The following is a 16,070-nucleotide window of genomic DNA, read 5'->3' as shown; positions in this document are numbered from 1 at the left end:
CGGGCACCCGAAAAACTGTTATTCGCCGCCGGCAGGCCGGCCACCTGGGCACATCCAGAATGGGCTCCTTAATTCTTCGCCCACGAGTTGATGCGAATCCCCAGCCCGCCCATAATTCTTCTCGACATCAGCTGTGCCGTCGACCCAAAGGAAGAATTGGTAATGCGGACTCCCCCCGCGCATGTCGCACCGCCGGACCGGGCGCGCAAGCGCCGTCGTATCACCCGCCTCACGCTGGCCGGCGCGGTCGCCGCCGCGTTGACCGCGAGCGGCATCTACATCGCCGGCGCCCAGGCCGAGGAGGTCTCCGTCCCGGGCCGGGTCCAGGCGGAGGCCTTCGCGGCGCAGTCCGGCGCGCAGACCGAGAGCACCGGCGACGCCGACGGCGGCCGCAACGTCGGCTGGCTGGCCAACGGCGACTGGCTGCGGTACGACGGCGTGTCGATCACCGGCGCCGACCTGACCGCCCGGGTGTCCTCGCACAACTCCGCCGGCGGCACCGTCGAACTGCGCCTCGGCGCGCAGGACGGCACGGTGCTGGCCAGTTTCCCGATCGCCCAGACCGGCGGTTGGCAGAAGTGGACGACAGTCGCCGCGAAGGCGTCGAGCGTGCCCGCCGGCCCGCAGACCGTCTTCGCCGTGCTGAAGAGCACCTCGACGTCGGACTTCGTCAACCTGAACTGGTTCACGTTCGGCCCGGCGGTCGGCGCGTCGCCCAGCGCCTCGACCACGCCGAGCACGCCGTCGAGCGCCTCGGCCACCCCGAGCGCCACCCCGTCGTCGTCCGCCTCCACGTCGGTGCCGCCGAGCGCGCCGGCCGGCGGCTGGGTGCCCGTCGACCAGGCCCGGTGGGACAGGGAACTGGCCGCGTTCAACGCGATCACACCGAAGGCGGTGACGCCGGGCACCACCCGGGTCCCCGAGTTCCACACCGACTGCGAGGTCGCCAACTCCGCGCCGGACGACCCGATCGTCGTGCCCGGCCTGCCCGGCGCCTCCCACATGCACACGTTCTTCGGCACGAAGATCGACGCCTTCACCACGACGGACAAGCTGCTCTCCGAGACGACCAACTGCAACGCCCCGGGTGACAACAGCGCCTACTGGGTCCCGGAGCTGCGCAAGGACGGCAAGGCCGTGCCGATCAAGAGCTTCCGCGTCTACTACGGCTCACGGGTCAAGGACCCGTCGACCGTCAAGCCGTTCCCGCCGGGCCTGCGGGTCGTCGAGGGTGACGCGAAGAGGCAGGTGGACACCCCGAAGAACGCCGGTAGCAACCAGTTCTGGTGTGCTGGCAGCGCCGAGATCGGCCGCAGCGCCGACGGCAACTGGCCGGTCTGCGCCCCCGGCGGCAACCTGATCTTCCAGCTCGTGTTCAAGGACTGCTGGGACGGCAAGAACATCGACTCGCCCGACCACAAGTCACACATGGGCGACCCGGTGAACGGGGTCTGCACCGGCAAGTACCCGGTGGCCGTGCCGGATCTGTCCTTCATGGTGAACTACCAGTCGCTGGGCGGTGACGGTCTCAGCCTCTCCTCCGGCAAGCCGTCGTCCATGCACGGTGACTTCATGAACGCCTGGGAGCCTGCCCGCCTCGGCGCTCTGGTGAAGTCCTGCCTCAACCAGAACGCCAAGTGCGGCACCGAGGTGACCTTCGCCGGCGGCTGACCGACCCTGGACAGAGACGGCCCTCGCACTCCGGTGCGGGGGCCGTCTGTCTGTGGGAGGGGGTCCTAGAGTGGCCGGTGTGTGGATCAAGAGCGGTGCCGTGACGACCACGCTGACCCTGCTGGCGACCCTCGCCGTCGGCTGCACGTCAGCCACTTCCCCGCCGATCCCCACCAACGCCGACCTGACGAGAGCCTGGTGCGGCTCCTCCGGCGACCGCATCGACCTGCGCCAGGACGGGTCGTCGCGGGTCGAGCCGATGTCCGACACCTATCTCTCGCACCTCCTTCGCGACCTCCGCCACACGTGGACCGACCAGTTCATCTGGCGTACCTACTTCGACGGTCGCAAGCCCACGTCCACCGACGGCACGTGGCTGCTCAGCGAACACGAGAACGAAGGCGACCGGAAAGCTGACGCTCGTTGGTGGGTGCGGCTCGACTTCGGGGAACGCGCGTCCACGGATCGGCACGAGGAGGAGGCCCCCGATCCGTACGAGTTCGGCGACGCGTTGCTCGTCAGCCACGACGGCAACGGCTTCGAACTGTTCGCCCTCGACGGGCGGCCCGACGAAGACTGGTCGAGCCGGTTCACGCCCTGCGCCGACTGATCGGCGGACACCACCGTCCGGGCGAGTCGACGACATGTCCACGCTCCGGCACCGGTCTAGTCTCTGGGTCGAGACAACGACCTCGTGAGGAGTAGTGCATGGGCCTCGTCCACATCGAGCTGTTCGCGACTCTCGACCTCGTCGGGCAGGCGCCCGGTGGTCCCGAGGAGGACCCGGCGGGGTTCCCGTTCGGCGGCTGGCAGGCGCCGCTGCTGGACGAGGTCGCCGGAGCGCAGGTCGCGGCCGCGTACGAGGGCACCGACGCTCTCCTGCTCGGCCGGCGCACGTACGACATCTTCGCCGCGTACTGGCCGCACCAGGAGGGCAGCCAGGACGACGACATCGCCACGCTCTTCAACAGCGTCCCGAAGTACGTGGCCTCCCGGGGCACGCCCGACCTCTCGTGGGCCGGGTCCACACAGCTCGGCCCGGACCTGGTCGGCGCGGTGCGCGAGATCCGCGACCGGCACGAGCACGTGAAGGTCGTCGGGAGCCTGAACCTGGTGCAGACCCTTCTGCGCGAGAAGCTCTTCGACCGGCTGGACCTGTGGGTGCACCCGATCGTGCTCGGCGTCGGCAAGAAGGTGTTCGACGGTGGCGAGGTGCCCTCGAACCTCACGCTCCTCGAACCGCCGGTGGCCAGCGCGAAGGGCACCGTCTACCTGCGGTACGGGCTGGCCGACGGCACGCCCGCCACTGGCGACATGGCGGCCTCCGATCGCGGGGCCCGGCACGACGACTGACGTCGCACCGCTGCCCCATCGCCGAGATCGGCGCGACATCAGGGTTGTTGGTGTCTCCCGCATGACGGCGGCAGCAACATCCGCGACGTTGCTCGAGTCTCCATGCCGCCGACCAGCACGAACGTCCGTTGCCGGGCAGACCAAGGACGGCAAGCCGACGCGACCGCTGCCCTAGCGGGCGACCTCGTCGGGGACGGACCGCGGGTGCCGGAGCGCGCTCAGCAGGGCCGTCACGACGGCAGCCACGAGCAGGATCCGTACCACGTTGAACAGCACCGTGTCGCCTGTGGAGTGGGGCGGGAAGAGGTCTTTCACGAGCCAGCCACCGCCCAGCCCGAGGCCCAGGCAGACGTACATAACGGCCCGCAGGCGCGGGAGGGGCTGTGGGCGGCCGAAGATCCGGGGTGCCTGCGTGCCGCCACGGCTGCGGAAGAGCAGCACGGCGGCCATGGCGAGGCTGGCCGCGAGGCATGCGACGGCCAGAACCACGTCCACGGATTCCATGGGCGACAGGCTATCCGACGGACGCCCGCGCAGCAGGTGCGCGTCGGACGGCCGGATGAGAACCGCACCGCGGGCACCGGCGGGTTGCCAGGGCGTCGCCCGCTCGTCGCCTGCACGTCGCCGAGATCCGCACAACATCAGGGATGTTGGTGTCTCCCGCCCCCCGGAGACAGCAACATCCCGGACGTTGCGCGGACCTTGGGCGCGCGGGTGTTAGGAGAGCGCCCCGCCGACCAGCGCGAAACTCACCAGGATCGCGGCCGCCAGTGGTACGGCCACCGCGACGACGAGTGCCCGCCGACGGTGTGACCCGCCGGTCAGCACGACGATCAGCAGGCCCAGGGCGAGGTCGATGGCGACGTTCCACCACGCGCCGGAGGAGTAGTCGGGGTCGGTCGCCTTGCCGGCGAACCGAACCGCCTCCTCGAAGAACACCGCTGCCGGCAGCGCCGCGCCGACGATCTGCTGCCAGCCCGTGCCGCGCGCCCACGTTCCGGCGGTGCCGAACACCACACCGGCGAGTACCCCGAAGAACATCCAGACCAGCGACGACGGCGCCCAGAGCACCGCGAGGTCGTCGCCTTGCAGGAGTGCGGCCGCGAGGTAGTAGCTGGGTACCGCGACGACGAGCAGGACGGTGGCGCCGAGCGCGGCGCGAAGCCACCCGGACCGCACCCGGTATCCGAAGAAGAACGCGGCGACCGCCCAGGTGGCGGTGGAGTTGCCGAGTTCGGCGACGGGGAACGGCAGCCACTTGATCCAGCAGAAGTCGAGGACGCCGAGGAGGAAGCCGCCCACCACGGAGGCGAGCGCCACCGTCCGATCACCAGGTCGCATGATCACGGAGCATACCGAGTATGCGGCCGTCACCCCGCGGCCCCCGCCCCAAAAAGTCGAGGGCTGGGGTAAGCCCGTCAACCCGCCCGGGCGCGGAGGCTTCGCGTCAGGGTGGGGATCATGACCGCCGCTGGTACGAGGTGCAGCGCGAGCAGGGTGACGGTGGTGGCGATGTTCGCCCCGGCGAGCAGGGGCGGGATGAGCGAGATCGCGGTCAGCGTCACCGCTGTCCAGAGGAACCGCTCGGCGGGGCGGGCGCTCCACCGCAGCAGGGCGACGGCGATGACGGTGCCGACGACCGAGAAGAAGCCGGTCACCACGGCGAACCCGCCCAGCGGGATCCTCTCCCCGCCGTCGGGGATCGCGAAGTCGACGCCGGCGGCCTGGGCGAGCGCGGCGGCGGCTGTGGTGGCCACCATCGCCCCGAGGGTCGCGACGAGGCCGGTGCCGGCGAGTCCGAGGATTCGGCGGCTGGTCCGAGTGGATGCCGGGGCTGCGTTCGTGCTGGTCATGTCAGTGCTCCATCGGTTCGGTGGGGGCAGACAGCGGGACTACTCCGTGCCGTCGGCCGGCAGCCGCTCCGGCAGCCCGAGCCTCCGAAACTGGTCGGCGTGGAAGGTGGTGATCTCGGTGATCGCCCCGCCGGTGACGCGCAGGACGTCGAGCGTCAGCGGCAGGTACGCGTTCTCCCGCTCCCGCCAGTGGTAGAAGGCGACGGCGGGCTGCCGGTTGACGGAGGTGGGGACGCCGCGCAGGCCGGTCATGCGGTCGAAGCCGTCCTCGATCCAGTCGCTCACCACCGCGTCACGGCCGATGTGCAGGCCCGGCGTGGGCGGCATCGAGCAGCGCACGTCGTCGCGCAACATGGTGGTGAGTCGGCCGATGTCCGTGGCGACGCTGGCCTCGGTGAAGCGGCGTACCACCTCACGGGTTTCGGCGTTCTCGTCGCCGCCGGTCCAGTCCTGCCGTTCGGCGGGCAGGTGCTCGCGCATGCCGGTGCGGGCCCGTTGCAGCGCGCTGTTCACCGAGTTGACGGAGTCGCCGAGCAGTTCCGCGACGTCCTTCGCCGGCCAGCCGAGCACGTCGCGCAGGATCAGCGCGGCCCGTGGGCGCGGTGCGAGGTGCTGGACGGCGACCACGTACGCCAGCTCGATCGTCTCCCGCGCGACGGCGACGGCCTCCGGTTCGTCGGCGTCGCCGGCCGGCAGTTCGTCGAGCAGCCGGTCCGGGTAGGGCTGCAACCAGCGAGCCTCGCCGCCGGTCGCCGGCTCCGGGCGGCGCTTGGCGAGGAAGTCGAGGCAGGCGTTGGTGGCGATCCGGTACAGCCAGGCCCGGAACGTCGAGCGCCCTTCGAAGGTCTCCCGCCGCCGCCAGGCCCGGAGGAACGTCTCCTGCACGGTGTCCTCGGCGTCTTCGTACGACCCGAGCATCCGGTAGCAGTGCACGTGCAGCTCCCGCCGGTGCCGCTGCGCCAGCCCGGTGAACTCCGGCTCGTCGACCTCGGCGAGGTCCCTCACATTCGCACTCATCACGTCATCCTTCCGCCTCGTCATGTCCTGTCGTAGGTATGACGGGCCCGGGTCGGAAAACTCATCACCGGGCTCGGCAAACGGGGTTCGTCAGCACAACACCCTTTCGGCCTCGGCAGGACCTCTCCGGGTCGCGCCGCGAACTGGACACGGTCACGCCGCGGCGGCTGCGCGACCTACCGGGAACCGCACGCCGGTCAGGTCTTCCGAGACGGCCCAGAGGCGTTGCTGCACGGTCAGGTCGTAGGACTCAGGGCTGGACGTGACCAGCTTCGGGTAGCCGCGCACCTCACCCAGGCCGTCGGGGCCGTAGTACTGCCCGCCGAGGACGGACGGGTCGGTGGCGGCCCGCAGGGTGGGCAGCGCGCCCGCCGTCGCGCTCTGGGTGAGCACCGGCGCGAGCCAGGTGACCGGTCGGCGGACGGCCGCCGGGGCGTTGCGGACCAGTTCGGTGTTGGAGATGCCGGGGTGTGCGGCCACCGCGACGGTGGTGCCGTGCGCGGCGAGCCGGCGCTGCAACTCGTAGGTGAACATCAGGTTGGCGAGCTTCGACTGGCCGTAGGCGGAGACCCGACCGTAGGAACGTTCCCACTGCAGGTCGTCGAAGTGGATGGCGGCGCGGATGCGGTGACCCGTGCTGCTGACCGTGACCACCCGCGAGCCGGGCACCGGCAGCAGCAGGCCGAGCAGCAGGCCGGTGAGCGCGAAGTGGCCCAGGTGGTTGGTGCCGAACTGCATCTCGAAGCCGTCGCGGGTGGTCTGCTTCGGGGTGTACATCACACCGGCGTTGTTGATCAGCAGGTCGATCCGCGAATGCGCGGCGTGCAGGCCGGTCGCGGCGGCGCGCACCGATTCCAGCGAGGTCAGATCCAGCTCCTGTACGGAGACGTCTCCGCCGATCCGGGCGGCGGCCAGCTTGCCCTTCGCCGTGTCGCGTACGGCCAGCACGACCGACGCTCCGCGCTCGGCGAGCCGCCGGGCGGTCTCGAAGCCCAGCCCGGTGTTGGCACCGGTGATCACGGCCACCCGGCCGTCCTGGCGCGGAATCTGCTGCTCGGTCCACTTCATCTCAGGTCCTCCCCTATGTACCGCCGGTAACTTATTCTCGGAACGGTAATGTACCGCCGGTACGCTGTCAAGAGACCGGCGGTACCTAAGCTAGGGTTGGTGTCATGACGTTCCAGCGGGCGCGCAGCGAGGAGCAGCGTGCGGTGCGGCGCCAGGCGATCCTGGAGACGACCTCGGCGATGCTCGACGAGATGCCGGTGGCCGCGGTGACCCTCAACGAGCTGAGCCGGCGCGTCGGCCTGGCCAAGACGGCGGTGCTGCGCTACTTCGAGTCCCGCGAGGCGGTGCTGCTCGACCTCCTGGACGACCGGACGACGACCTGGCTGACCACACTGGGGCAGGAGCTGGCCCAGGGTGTCGACCCGGACCGGTCCGCGCTGGAGCGGGCGGAGCAGACGGCCGACGTGCTCAGCCTGTCGCTCTCCGCCCAGACGGTGCTCTGCGATCTCTACGGTGCGCAGGGCGGGGTGCTGGAACACAACGTCTCGGTCGAGGTTGCCCGCCGCCACAAGCGGGCCGCGATGGCCAACCTCGCGGTGATGGCCGACCTCGTCCGGCGACACCTGCCCGAGGTCGGCGACCAGGCCGAGTTGTTCTGCCTCCAGGTCCTGCTCATCAGCGGCTCGTTGTCCGCCTACAACACGCCGCCACCCAGCCTGCTCGCCGTCTACGAGTCCGAGCCGGCGCTCGCGGTCTTCCACATCGACCTGCGGGCCGCCCTGCGCATCGCGATCATCACGTCGCTCGTGGGCATCCTGCCGCGCTCCTGAGTCCGACGCGTACGTCCCTGCGGCTCGCTCCCGGCCGCGAGGTCGACTCGGGGCCGCGGTTCGTTCCCCAGCGGCCGAGGTCGACTCGAGGCTGCCGTTCGTTCCTCACCGGCCGAGATCGACTCGGGTTCCGTGAAGCCGGCCTGTCCGAGGAGTCGGGACACCCCGCCTCCCGTGAAAGCGAGTGGATCACACCCTGAACACCGGCAACCATGAGCACGTTCTTAAGAAAATTAAGGTCTCCCTCTTGGAAGTTCAATATTGTTGAGCTACAACTTTAGGTATGACAGAGCAGGCGATGGACTGGCAGGAACTGACCAGCCTGACGCGGGGCCAGCCGTTCGTCGTCGAGCGGGTGCGCCTGGCGAGCAACGGCGTCGCGATCGAGGGCGAGTTCGAGCTACCGCAACTGGCTCAGCTCAACGTCGAGGACCAGGTCTTCGTGACGGCGTTCGTGCGCTGCCACGGATCGATCAAGGAGATGGAACGCATCTTCGGGGTGAGCTACCCGACGATCAAGTCACGACTCAACCGGATCACGCAGATGCTCGATTTCGTCGAGACCGACCCGGCACCGTCGCGGGCCGACATCATCGACCGGCTGCGCCGCGGTGAGATCACCGCGCAGCAGGCGTTGGCCGAGCTGGACGGCCGATCGTGATGCCGCAGCTGGTGACCGTCAAGGTCCGCCGCCCGGACCATCGGCCCCTCCGCTTCTGGGTCCCGGTGCTCCCCGTGGCGCTCGTACTCCTGCCGGTCGTGATCCTGGTCGTGCTCGCGGCGATCGTGGCCTGCCTCGTGTTCCGCATCCGTGTGATGCGGGCGCTCGGTGCCGGTTGGCGCGTCGTCTCCGCGTTGCCCGGCGCCCGCTTCGACATCGAGCAGGGCCGCCTGGCCGTGCTCGTGGCCATCCGATAGGAGAGGTTCGCATGACCGAACAACGCAAGGACATCCTCGACATGCTGGCCGCCGGCAAGATCACCGCAGAGGAGGCGGAGCAGCTCATCGCCGCCCTCGAACGGGACCAGGCACCGGTGGTGGCAGGTCACGACGCCCGACCGAAGGGCAAGGTGAAGTACCTGCGGGTGGTGGTGGACGCCACCGACAACGGCGAGCCGTCGCGGGTCAACGTGCGGGTGCCACTGCAACTGCTGCGGGCCGGCGTACGGCTGGCGGCGCTGGTCCCGCCGCAGGCCCTGGTCAAGGCCAACGCCTCACTCAGCGACTCGGGCGTGCCGATCGACCTGACGCAGCTCAAGCCGGAGCAGTTGGAGGCGCTGGTGGAGCACCTCGACGACGTGACAGTGGAGGTGGACTCCCCCGATGCCACGGTGCGGGTCTTCTGCGAGTAGGCGCCGTCCGACGGGACGGCCCCTCGGAAGGGTGCTGGAACACCCTCCCGAGGCTGCGCCCGCCGCAGCAGAGCACAGGTGAACTGCCAACCTGAAGTCTAGCCACTCACCGGCACACCAGCGGAGGGACCACTCGGACGGGTGGTCCCTCCGCTGCGTCCCGCCGAACGGCTCGCATGTCGGCAATCCGTCGTTGTCGGGGCGTCGGGCCACTCCGTAGCGTCGCGGCTACGTATCGATGCCCAGCGGAAGGACCCCTCGTGTCCGAACTCGTCGCTCCGCAGCTCGTCGTGAACAGCAGGATGATCTACTTCGGTTGGCTGCCGGCCGACCCCGACGCGGTGGCCGCACTGGTGCCGGACGGGCTCACGCCGGCACCGAACCGCCAGGTCTTCATGAACCAGTACGTCGTCGACGACGCCGGGCAGACCTCCGGCTTCGGCGCGTACTCCCTGACGTACATCGGACCGGATCTTTCCGGGGTCGAAGCCCCCGACGGTGTCACGCCCGGTCGTTGGTGGACCCATTACTTCAATTCAAGCCCGGTCGTCCGGGCCTACGCCACGGCCCGGGGCGTGCCGGCAACCCCGGGAAACACCACCATCGAGGTACGCGGACATCGACTGATCGCCACCACCGAGGCGGACGGCGTACCCGTGATCAGGACGACGGCCCGCGTCGGGCGCACCGGCGACGCCGTCAACCAGGGCCAGTTGCGGTACCTCACCCGGCTGGACGGCAGGCTGCACAGCGGCAACTACCCGTTCGTGGCCCAGCCGGTCGACCCGTTCGACGTCGAGTCGTTGGAGTTCCTCGAACCCGACCACCCCGTGTACGCGCTGCGTCCGGCCGATCCGCTGACCATTGTCTGGGGTTTCTACTCGCCGCGCGCGTCGTTCGCCTACCCGGGCGGCGAGTCGGTGCTCGACTGAAAGACGCCCCGGTCAGGGGTTGATCAGTTTCCATTCGCCTTCGGAGACGACGTCGACATTGCCATCGACCACGGCGATGGCGGTGTCGTCGTCGATGGCGTACGTCGGCACCGGGATCCCGGACGCCCACCTCTGGATGTCGGGCAACGTGGTGTCCCCCATGTCCGGATGGTTGAGGTGGGGGTACAGCGTGAAGTCCACCAGCCCCAACGCCCGGTCGGCGTCCTTCGCCATGTCGCTGCCGTCCGGGACGAACCCGAGATCGAATTCGGCGTCGCAGTTGTACGGGGTGACCGCGATGCTCCCGGCGCTGACCCCCACGTAGACCGTGTCGGTCAACGAGGGCAGAAGGTCGGCCAGGCCCGACTGGCGCATCCAGTAGGTCAGGTACAGCACGTCGCCGCCCCAGACGAGGACGGCGTCGGCCTCCCGGACCGCCGGGACCCAGTTCTCCTCCCGGATCGTCGGCAGTGCGGTGAGCTCCAACAACCCCAGGGACTTCCAACCCAGCTGGGTCAGCGGGATGTCGGCCCGACCGTGAACCGCCTTCCACGCCCTCTCCGCCCCACCGGGAAAGGGGTGGACGGCGGTGGGGATGAACAGGGCCGTGGACTCGGCGATCGGCTTGCCCAGCAGGTCGACGAGCGCGTCGGCGATGCTCGGGTTGCTGATGCCCCCCGAGGTGAGAAGGAACTTCATGCCGATCCGCCCTCCTGAAGCTAATCTACAAGCGTCGATGCTGACCGAGGAAAGGGCCCCGGATCGTGACCATCGGAAACCGAACCCTCCCACGAATCCTCTCGGCCCTGCTGGCCGTCGTGCTCGCCACCGGCCTGTCCGCGGTCGGTGCCGGGCCGGCGACGGCCGGGCAGACCGGCCTGCGGGCTGCCGACCCGAGCGTGATCCGCGTCGGTGCCACCTACATCTCGGTCCAGTCGCTCAACGGCGGGGTCGCCGTGCGGCAGGCATCGTCACCCGACGCGCTGGCCGCCGCGCCCGCACGTCAGGTGTGGACGGACAGCCGCAACCTCGGTGAGGTCTGGGCCCCGGAGATCGTCACCGACGGCGGCCGGTACTACATCTACTTCTCGGCCGGGCGCGGCGCCGCCCACCGCATGTACGTGATCCACTCGGCGTCGCCGGCCAGCGGCTACACGGCCGAGCGGCAGCTCGCCCTGCCCGACGGCAAGTGGGCGATCGACGGCAGCCTGTTCACCTTCAACGGGCAGCGGTGGTTCGTCTGGTCGGGCTGGGCCGGCGACACCAACATCGAACAGAACATCTACCTCAGCCGCATGAGCGACCCGCTCACCCCGACCGGCAGCCGGTTCGTCATCTCCCAACCACGGGAGAGCTGGGAGCGCGTCGTCGGCAACCCATACATCAACGAGTCTCCCGAGGCGATCAGGGACCCCAACGGGCAGCTCCACATCGTCTACTCCGCCAACGGCAGCTGGAGCGACCAGTACTGCCTGGCCGACCTGCGACTGCGCGCCGGCGGTGACCCGACGTACGTGTGGGACTGGTACAAATCCAACGGTTGCCTGTTCGGCTCGAACCGGGCCACCATGATGGTCGGCTGGGATCCCACTCTGCACGTCAACGGGCCCGGCCACCACAGCTTCGTGCTGCTCAACGGTGACATCGCCACGAGCCCGCCCGCCGGGCCGAGGTTCCCGTTGATGTTCCACGCCGTGCCCAAGGGCACCGCGTACTCCTGGGCGAACCGGTACTGGTACACCGGCACCTTCTGCTGGTGGGGCAACACCACCTACCGCCGCGCCAACGTGCCCGGCCCGACGACCGACACCGGGTTCAGCCTGAAGTTCTTCGAGTGATCCCGCGTCGACCACGCCCGCCGGAGACCTCGGCGGTGTGTGGCGTCCTTCCGTTCGTCAGCCGCCGCAGCGCCCACTCCGCCGGCCCGTACCGGTGATGGCGTAGCCACCACGCGCTGACCGCGAGCTGCGCCGCGAAGATCAGCAACGCCAGCCCGGTCGTCCCCACCGGCGACACGCTCCCGGCCAGGCCGAGCCCGATCCCGCTGAAGATGAGCAGTCCCAACAGCGATTGCCCCAGATAGTTGGTGAGCGCGATCCGCCCCGCCGGCGCCAGGGCTGACCGCACGAACCCGAACCGCGGGCTGTGCATCATCCGCAGCAGCGTGGCCACGTACGCGGCCGTCAGCAGCGGCGCGGTCGCCGCGCTCACACCCACGGCCAGTGACGCTCCGTTGCCGCCGCCCAGCGCGTACACCACGCCGCCCGCGACACCCACCGGGAAGCCGATCCACTGGATCCGCCGCAGCACCGGCTCGTGGCCGCTGACGCCGGCGAGGAGCCGCCGTCGGCCGGCAACCATGCCGAGCAGGAACATCGCCAGCGCCGTCGGGCCCTGGAACGTCGCGGACTGGAGCACCATCAAGGGGAGCCCGCAGAGGTGGTGGCCGATGACGTCGCCCCACCCGCCGAGCATCGCGGCGGTCGCGTTCTCGGCGTTGGCCAGCGCCTCGGCTCGGGTCGGCAGGAACGCGGAGGAGTCCACGAAGAGCCCGCTGGCCAGCAGGCTCAGCAGCACGATCCCGTAGAGCACGCCGGCGACGCGCAGCGCCGTCCGGTCGCGGACCCGGCGCATCGCGAGCAGGACCAGGCAGACCACCGCGTACGTCATCAGGATGTCGCCGCCGTACAGAAGCGCGGTGTGCAGGGCACCGAGGATGAACAGGCCGGCGATCCGGCGCAGCATCCGCGGCCCGAACGCCGCGCCCGCGCGCCCAGCCGCCTCCATCTGCAGGGTGAAGCTGTAACCGAACAGGAACGAGAAGAGGATGTAGAACTTCATGTCGACGAACACCGCGGACAGGAACCGGGCCGCGTCGTCGAGGGCCGACGAGAACGCCGGGTCCGTGATCAGGTTGCCCGGGTAACCGGAGGCCATGAAGGTGATGTTCACGACGAAGATCCCGAGCAGCGCGAAGCCCCGCAGCGCGTCGAGGTCGTGGAGGCGCTGCCCGGCGCTCGACCGGCTCGCCGTGGCGCCGATCGCGCCCGCTGACACGTCCATATGCTTCTTCTCCCCCGGTCCGGCCCGGCGACAGCTTTAATGTACAGGAGATACTATCCATGGGACACAATGCGCCGTCAATGGCCGATGACGTGCCCGCCGACCTGGCGCGGCTCTGGCGACTGCCGACGTCCACACGCCGCGGCCGGCCCGCCGAACTCGACGTCGAGCGCGTCGTCGGCGCCGCGGTGGACCTGGCGGACCACGAAGGGCTGGACGGGGTGACCCTGCAGAAGGTCGCGCAGACTCTCGGCTTCACCAAGATGTCGCTCTATCGGCACGTGGGCTCGAAGGAGGAACTCCTCGAACTGATGACCGACCACGCCACCGGGTCCGCCCCCCGGCTGGACGCGGACAACTGGCGTGACGGCGTGCATCGCTGGGCGGCGGCGATCCGCGCCCGGTACGCCGAACACCCGTGGCTCGTGGAGGTTCCAATCGCCGGCCCACCCCGAGGGCCGAATGCCATCGGCTGGATGGACGCGTTCCTGCGGGTCCTGCACGACACCGGCCTGGATCCGAGGACGAAGGGAGGCGTACTCGTCGTCGTCAGCGGTTACGTGCGCAACGCGATCCTGCAGGGCCGGCAGATGGCCGAGGGCCGCAGCGGCACCGGGCTCAGCCAGGCCGACGTCGAGCAGAACTACGGCCGCGCCCTCGCCGCGCTCGTCCGCCCGGAGCGCTTCCCCGAGGCCGCGCCGCTGTTCGCGGCGGGCGCGTTCGAGAGCGAGCCAGGCGAGGACCCGGCGGACCAGGACTTCACCTTCGGCCTGAACCTGATCCTCGACGGTGTCGGGGCCGCCATCGCGCGGCGCACGTCCTGAACCGCAGCACCCTCCGTGGCAGCCGTCCCGCGGCCCGCCGCAGAGAGCGATATAGTGCGGCGAACGCTCGTGCTGGCCGTTGTCACGGCTCGGACCGTCAGATCAGCCGGAGCTGACGGTCCTTCGGGCGACGGGGCTCGGCAGTCGATGACGCCGTCACCGCCGGATGACACGAGTGTCAGCTGGGCGGGGGCGGGCATTCCAGGACCGCTATCGAGTTCCCGGCGAACAGCCCCAGGTGCGGGTGCCCGGCGAAGATCTGGACGGCCTCGTCGTGCGAGCCCGCTTCGACGATGGTGTAGCCGGTCAGCGAGTCGGTGACGTCCTCGACACCCTGCGCGGTGACCAGTTTCTTCGCGTTCAGCGGAGCGCCCGGGTCGACGATGGCCTTCTCGTTGGCCTGCGCCCACGACGCCCAGGCGTTGATGAACTCCGTCTGCTGCTGTTCGGTGAGGTCGGCCTTGCCGGCCTCGTCGGCCGCACCGTGGAAAAGCGCGAGGAATCTGCCCATCGCCGCATCGTATCGGGCGGCATCCCGGCGGCTGGTGCGGCGAACGGGGGACCGTCAGGCCGCGCCGAGGCCGTTCATGAAGGTGGCTACGACGAGGTCGGCGGCTTGCGGTGGCGTCAGGGTGGGGAACTGGTGGGCGGCGGCGTCGACGAGTTGGTCGAGGACCGTTCGCGCCCAGGTCATGTCCACGTCGCCGCGGAGGTATCCCTCGTCTCTTGATCGGCGGATGAAGGCGTCGACTCGGGCGCTCTGCTCCTGACGGCGCATGCTGGCGGCAGGGTCGTTCTGCATCATGCGGCGAGTGTCGAGAGGCCATTCGCGGCTGACGGGGACGATTCCCTCCACGTAGCGGTGCAGGGCGACGGGCACGGGGGCCTCGGTCAGGCGGGCCTCGTCGAGGACGTTCTCGGCGGAGTCGAGCTTGGCCTCGAAGACGGCACTGAGCAGGGCTTCGCGGTTCGCGAAGCGGCGGTGCAGGGTAGTGCGGTCCACTCCGGCGGCAGCGGCGACGGCTGACATGGAGGTGCCGGGGTCCTCGGCCAGAAGTCGAGCTCCGGCGCGGAGGACGGCATCTAGATTACGGGCGGCATCGGCTCTCATGGTGCTGCGATCATACTCGACTGTTTCAACTAACCGGCAATCTTCCGCGTGTGAGTCGCGGAACAGAATTTTTCCGCCTCAACCTTGTTGCATTTAGCGGCCGTAACTCTACGGTTGTGTTGCTGCCCGCTTCGGGTGGCGAGGGATGACAAGCGGAGGATACGTACGATGACAAGGACTTGGCTGATCACCGGTGGCTCGCAGGGACTGGGCAAGGCACTGGTGCTCGCAGCGCTGGAGGCAGGCGACCGAGTAGTGGCGACGTCCCGCAAGCCGGAAGCGCTGGCTTCCCTGGTGGCAGAGCACCCCGAGCGTCTCGCGGCCGTCGCGCTCGACGTCACCTCCCCGGCGCAGGCCCGAGAGGTGGTCGCCGCGGCGGTGCAGCGGTTCGGCTCCATCGACCTGGTGGTCAACAACGCGGGCTACGCCACCAGCGGCTCGATCGAGGACTTCCCCGAGGAGGAATTCCGCGCGCAGGTCGAGGCGAACCTGTACGGCGTGGTCAATGTGACGAGGGCGGTCCTACCCGTGATGCGCGGGCAGCGATCCGGGCATATCGTGCAGATCTCCTCGATCGGCGGCCGCGCAGGCGGCACCCCCGGCCTGGGTGCCTACCAGACGGCGAAGTTTGCGGTAGAGGGCTTCTCCGAGGTCCTCGCCAACGAAGTGGCCCCCTTGGGCATCAAGGTCACCATCGTCGAGCCGGGCGGTATCCGCACCGGCTGGGCCGCCGGGGCCGCCGAACCCTCCGGCCCCATCACGCCTGACTACGCGCAGACGGTTGGCGCGTGGCTGGATCGATTCGCACAGTATGCCGGGAACGAGCCCGGCGACCCGGACCGCATGGCCCGCGCCATCGTCGACACCGTGGACGCCGCGGAGCCTCCGCGCCGGCTGTTGCTCGGCAGCGACGCGCTAGGGATCGCGATCAGCTCCGAGGAGGGCCGTATTGCGGAAGCCAACTCGTGGGCCGAGGTGAGCCGGTCCACGGATTACCCTGCCGCCTGACCGACACCGTGGCGCCTCGGAACGTGCGGAAGACGCGGCGTGGCGCGA

20 protein-coding genes are annotated in these 16,070 nt (G+C 69.7%); 11 read left to right on the top strand and 9 right to left on the bottom strand.

What is annotated here, in order from left to right; all coding sequences use genetic code 11:
* The first annotated feature begins 162 nt into the window (after positions 1–162).
* The 3 genes from O3438_RS04150 (at position 163) to O3438_RS04140 (ending at position 3,024) form a co-directional block, all read left to right on the top strand.
* Positions 163–1,671 (top strand): DUF1996 domain-containing protein, encoded by a 1,509-nt coding sequence (locus O3438_RS04150; protein ID WP_269678664.1) that lies wholly within the window; start codon positions 163–165, stop codon positions 1,669–1,671.
* Positions 1,672–1,750: 79 nt separating this feature from the next.
* A complete protein-coding gene (locus O3438_RS04145; RefSeq protein ID WP_269678663.1) occupies positions 1,751–2,281 on the top strand; it encodes a hypothetical protein in 531 nt (176 codons plus the stop codon).
* Positions 2,282–2,379: 98 nt separating this feature from the next.
* Positions 2,380–3,024: a dihydrofolate reductase family protein gene (locus tag O3438_RS04140; RefSeq protein WP_269678662.1), complete on the top strand. Its 645-nt coding sequence runs from the start codon at positions 2,380–2,382 to the stop codon at positions 3,022–3,024.
* Between the two features lie 171 nt (positions 3,025–3,195).
* On the opposite strand, the gene O3438_RS04135 is transcribed toward O3438_RS04140, so the two are convergent.
* The 5 genes from O3438_RS04135 to O3438_RS04115 form a co-directional block, all read right to left on the bottom strand.
* Positions 3,196–3,528, bottom strand: a complete 333-nt coding sequence (locus O3438_RS04135; protein ID WP_269678661.1) for a hypothetical protein — start codon at positions 3,526–3,528, stop codon at positions 3,196–3,198.
* Positions 3,529–3,741: 213 nt separating this feature from the next.
* On the bottom strand, positions 3,742–4,365 hold the full coding sequence (locus O3438_RS04130; protein WP_269678660.1) for a DUF6518 family protein: 624 nt from the start codon (positions 4,363–4,365) through the stop codon (positions 3,742–3,744).
* A 77-nt stretch (positions 4,366–4,442) separates the two neighbouring features.
* A complete protein-coding gene (locus O3438_RS04125) occupies positions 4,443–4,877 on the bottom strand; it encodes a DUF6069 family protein (RefSeq protein ID WP_269678659.1) in 435 nt (144 codons plus the stop codon).
* Between the two features lie 39 nt (positions 4,878–4,916).
* Complete coding sequence (locus O3438_RS04120; RefSeq protein WP_269678658.1) at positions 4,917–5,894, bottom strand: RNA polymerase subunit sigma-70; 978 nt, start codon at positions 5,892–5,894, stop codon at positions 4,917–4,919.
* Positions 5,895–6,047: 153 nt separating this feature from the next.
* Complete coding sequence (locus O3438_RS04115; protein ID WP_269678657.1) at positions 6,048–6,962, bottom strand: SDR family NAD(P)-dependent oxidoreductase; 915 nt, start codon at positions 6,960–6,962, stop codon at positions 6,048–6,050.
* 104 nt (positions 6,963–7,066) lie between these two features.
* Here O3438_RS04115 and O3438_RS04110 point away from each other — a divergent pair, with 104 nt between their 5' ends.
* From O3438_RS04110 to O3438_RS04090, 5 genes are all read left to right on the top strand, one after another.
* On the top strand, positions 7,067–7,732 hold the full coding sequence (locus O3438_RS04110) for a TetR/AcrR family transcriptional regulator (RefSeq protein ID WP_269678656.1): 666 nt from the start codon (positions 7,067–7,069) through the stop codon (positions 7,730–7,732).
* A gap of 283 nt (positions 7,733–8,015) precedes the next feature.
* Positions 8,016–8,393, top strand: coding sequence for a DUF2089 domain-containing protein (locus tag O3438_RS04105; RefSeq protein ID WP_208745033.1), 378 nt, complete (start codon positions 8,016–8,018; stop codon positions 8,391–8,393).
* Complete coding sequence (locus tag O3438_RS04100; RefSeq protein ID WP_269678655.1) at positions 8,393–8,650, top strand: hypothetical protein; 258 nt, start codon at positions 8,393–8,395, stop codon at positions 8,648–8,650. Before O3438_RS04105 ends, O3438_RS04100 begins: the two co-directional genes overlap by 1 nt.
* A gap of 11 nt (positions 8,651–8,661) precedes the next feature.
* The gene (locus O3438_RS04095; protein WP_269678654.1) at positions 8,662–9,084 is read left to right on the top strand and encodes an SHOCT-like domain-containing protein; all 423 of its coding nucleotides are present in this window, start codon (positions 8,662–8,664) and stop codon (positions 9,082–9,084) included.
* 260 nt (positions 9,085–9,344) lie between these two features.
* Complete coding sequence (locus O3438_RS04090; RefSeq protein ID WP_269678653.1) at positions 9,345–10,016, top strand: hypothetical protein; 672 nt, start codon at positions 9,345–9,347, stop codon at positions 10,014–10,016.
* Between the two features lie 12 nt (positions 10,017–10,028).
* Here the strand turns inward: O3438_RS04090 and O3438_RS04085 are convergent, their stop codons facing one another.
* A complete protein-coding gene (locus O3438_RS04085) occupies positions 10,029–10,715 on the bottom strand; it encodes a Type 1 glutamine amidotransferase-like domain-containing protein (RefSeq protein WP_269678652.1) in 687 nt (228 codons plus the stop codon).
* A gap of 65 nt (positions 10,716–10,780) precedes the next feature.
* Between O3438_RS04085 and O3438_RS04080 the strand changes: the two genes are divergently transcribed.
* On the top strand, positions 10,781–11,854 hold the full coding sequence (locus O3438_RS04080) for a glycoside hydrolase family 43 protein (protein ID WP_269678651.1): 1,074 nt from the start codon (positions 10,781–10,783) through the stop codon (positions 11,852–11,854).
* Here O3438_RS04080 and O3438_RS04075 read toward each other — a convergent pair.
* Positions 11,832–13,079, bottom strand: coding sequence for a DUF418 domain-containing protein (locus tag O3438_RS04075; protein ID WP_269678650.1), 1,248 nt, complete (start codon positions 13,077–13,079; stop codon positions 11,832–11,834). The two genes, O3438_RS04080 and O3438_RS04075, sit on opposite strands and share 23 nt — an antisense overlap.
* A gap of 80 nt (positions 13,080–13,159) precedes the next feature.
* On the opposite strand from O3438_RS04075, the gene O3438_RS04070 reads away from it, so the two are divergent.
* Complete coding sequence (locus O3438_RS04070; RefSeq protein WP_269678649.1) at positions 13,160–13,903, top strand: TetR/AcrR family transcriptional regulator; 744 nt, start codon at positions 13,160–13,162, stop codon at positions 13,901–13,903.
* 178 nt (positions 13,904–14,081) lie between these two features.
* Here the strand turns inward: O3438_RS04070 and O3438_RS04065 are convergent, their stop codons facing one another.
* Together O3438_RS04065 and O3438_RS04060 are read right to left on the bottom strand one after the other, a co-directional pair.
* Positions 14,082–14,414, bottom strand: coding sequence for a hypothetical protein (locus O3438_RS04065; protein ID WP_269678648.1), 333 nt, complete (start codon positions 14,412–14,414; stop codon positions 14,082–14,084).
* 54 nt (positions 14,415–14,468) lie between these two features.
* Complete coding sequence (locus O3438_RS04060; protein ID WP_269678647.1) at positions 14,469–15,014, bottom strand: TetR/AcrR family transcriptional regulator; 546 nt, start codon at positions 15,012–15,014, stop codon at positions 14,469–14,471.
* Between the two features lie 168 nt (positions 15,015–15,182).
* On the opposite strand from O3438_RS04060, the gene O3438_RS04055 reads away from it, so the two are divergent.
* Positions 15,183–16,022, top strand: coding sequence for an oxidoreductase (locus tag O3438_RS04055; RefSeq protein ID WP_269678646.1), 840 nt, complete (start codon positions 15,183–15,185; stop codon positions 16,020–16,022).
* The last annotated feature ends 48 nt before the right edge of the window (positions 16,023–16,070 follow it).

The sequence above is a fragment of the Micromonospora sp. WMMC250 genome, assembly GCF_027460215.1.
GTDB lineage: Bacteria > Actinomycetota > Actinomycetes > Mycobacteriales > Micromonosporaceae > Micromonospora > Micromonospora taraxaci.
The sequence above is the reverse complement of the archived record's forward strand: the minus strand, read 5'-3'. Positions and strand labels throughout refer to the sequence as shown.

Bases quoted from the DNA above. Each gene is read 5' to 3' on its own strand.
- O3438_RS04115 (WP_269678657.1), bottom strand. From the start codon at position 6,962: ATGAAGTGGACCGAGCAGCAGATTCCGCGCCAGGACGGCCGGGTGGCC.
- O3438_RS04075 (WP_269678650.1), bottom strand. From the start codon at position 13,079: ATGGACGTGTCAGCGGGCGCGATCGGCGCCACGGCGAGCCGGTCGAGC.
- O3438_RS04110 (WP_269678656.1), top strand. From the start codon at position 7,067: ATGACGTTCCAGCGGGCGCGCAGCGAGGAGCAGCGTGCGGTGCGGCGC.
- O3438_RS04150 (WP_269678664.1), top strand. From the start codon at position 163: ATGCGGACTCCCCCCGCGCATGTCGCACCGCCGGACCGGGCGCGCAAG.
- O3438_RS04120 (WP_269678658.1), bottom strand. From the start codon at position 5,894: ATGAGTGCGAATGTGAGGGACCTCGCCGAGGTCGACGAGCCGGAGTTC.
- O3438_RS04105 (WP_208745033.1), top strand. From the start codon at position 8,016: ATGACAGAGCAGGCGATGGACTGGCAGGAACTGACCAGCCTGACGCGG.
- O3438_RS04055 (WP_269678646.1), top strand. From the start codon at position 15,183: ATGACAAGGACTTGGCTGATCACCGGTGGCTCGCAGGGACTGGGCAAG.
- O3438_RS04070 (WP_269678649.1), top strand. From the start codon at position 13,160: ATGGCCGATGACGTGCCCGCCGACCTGGCGCGGCTCTGGCGACTGCCG.
- O3438_RS04100 (WP_269678655.1), top strand. From the start codon at position 8,393: ATGCCGCAGCTGGTGACCGTCAAGGTCCGCCGCCCGGACCATCGGCCC.
- O3438_RS04060 (WP_269678647.1), bottom strand. From the start codon at position 15,014: ATGAGAGCCGATGCCGCCCGTAATCTAGATGCCGTCCTCCGCGCCGGA.
- O3438_RS04065 (WP_269678648.1), bottom strand. From the start codon at position 14,414: ATGGGCAGATTCCTCGCGCTTTTCCACGGTGCGGCCGACGAGGCCGGC.
- O3438_RS04125 (WP_269678659.1), bottom strand. From the start codon at position 4,877: ATGACCAGCACGAACGCAGCCCCGGCATCCACTCGGACCAGCCGCCGA.
- O3438_RS04140 (WP_269678662.1), top strand. From the start codon at position 2,380: ATGGGCCTCGTCCACATCGAGCTGTTCGCGACTCTCGACCTCGTCGGG.
- O3438_RS04085 (WP_269678652.1), bottom strand. From the start codon at position 10,715: ATGAAGTTCCTTCTCACCTCGGGGGGCATCAGCAACCCGAGCATCGCC.
- O3438_RS04130 (WP_269678660.1), bottom strand. From the start codon at position 4,365: ATGCGACCTGGTGATCGGACGGTGGCGCTCGCCTCCGTGGTGGGCGGC.
- O3438_RS04135 (WP_269678661.1), bottom strand. From the start codon at position 3,528: ATGGAATCCGTGGACGTGGTTCTGGCCGTCGCATGCCTCGCGGCCAGC.
- O3438_RS04095 (WP_269678654.1), top strand. From the start codon at position 8,662: ATGACCGAACAACGCAAGGACATCCTCGACATGCTGGCCGCCGGCAAG.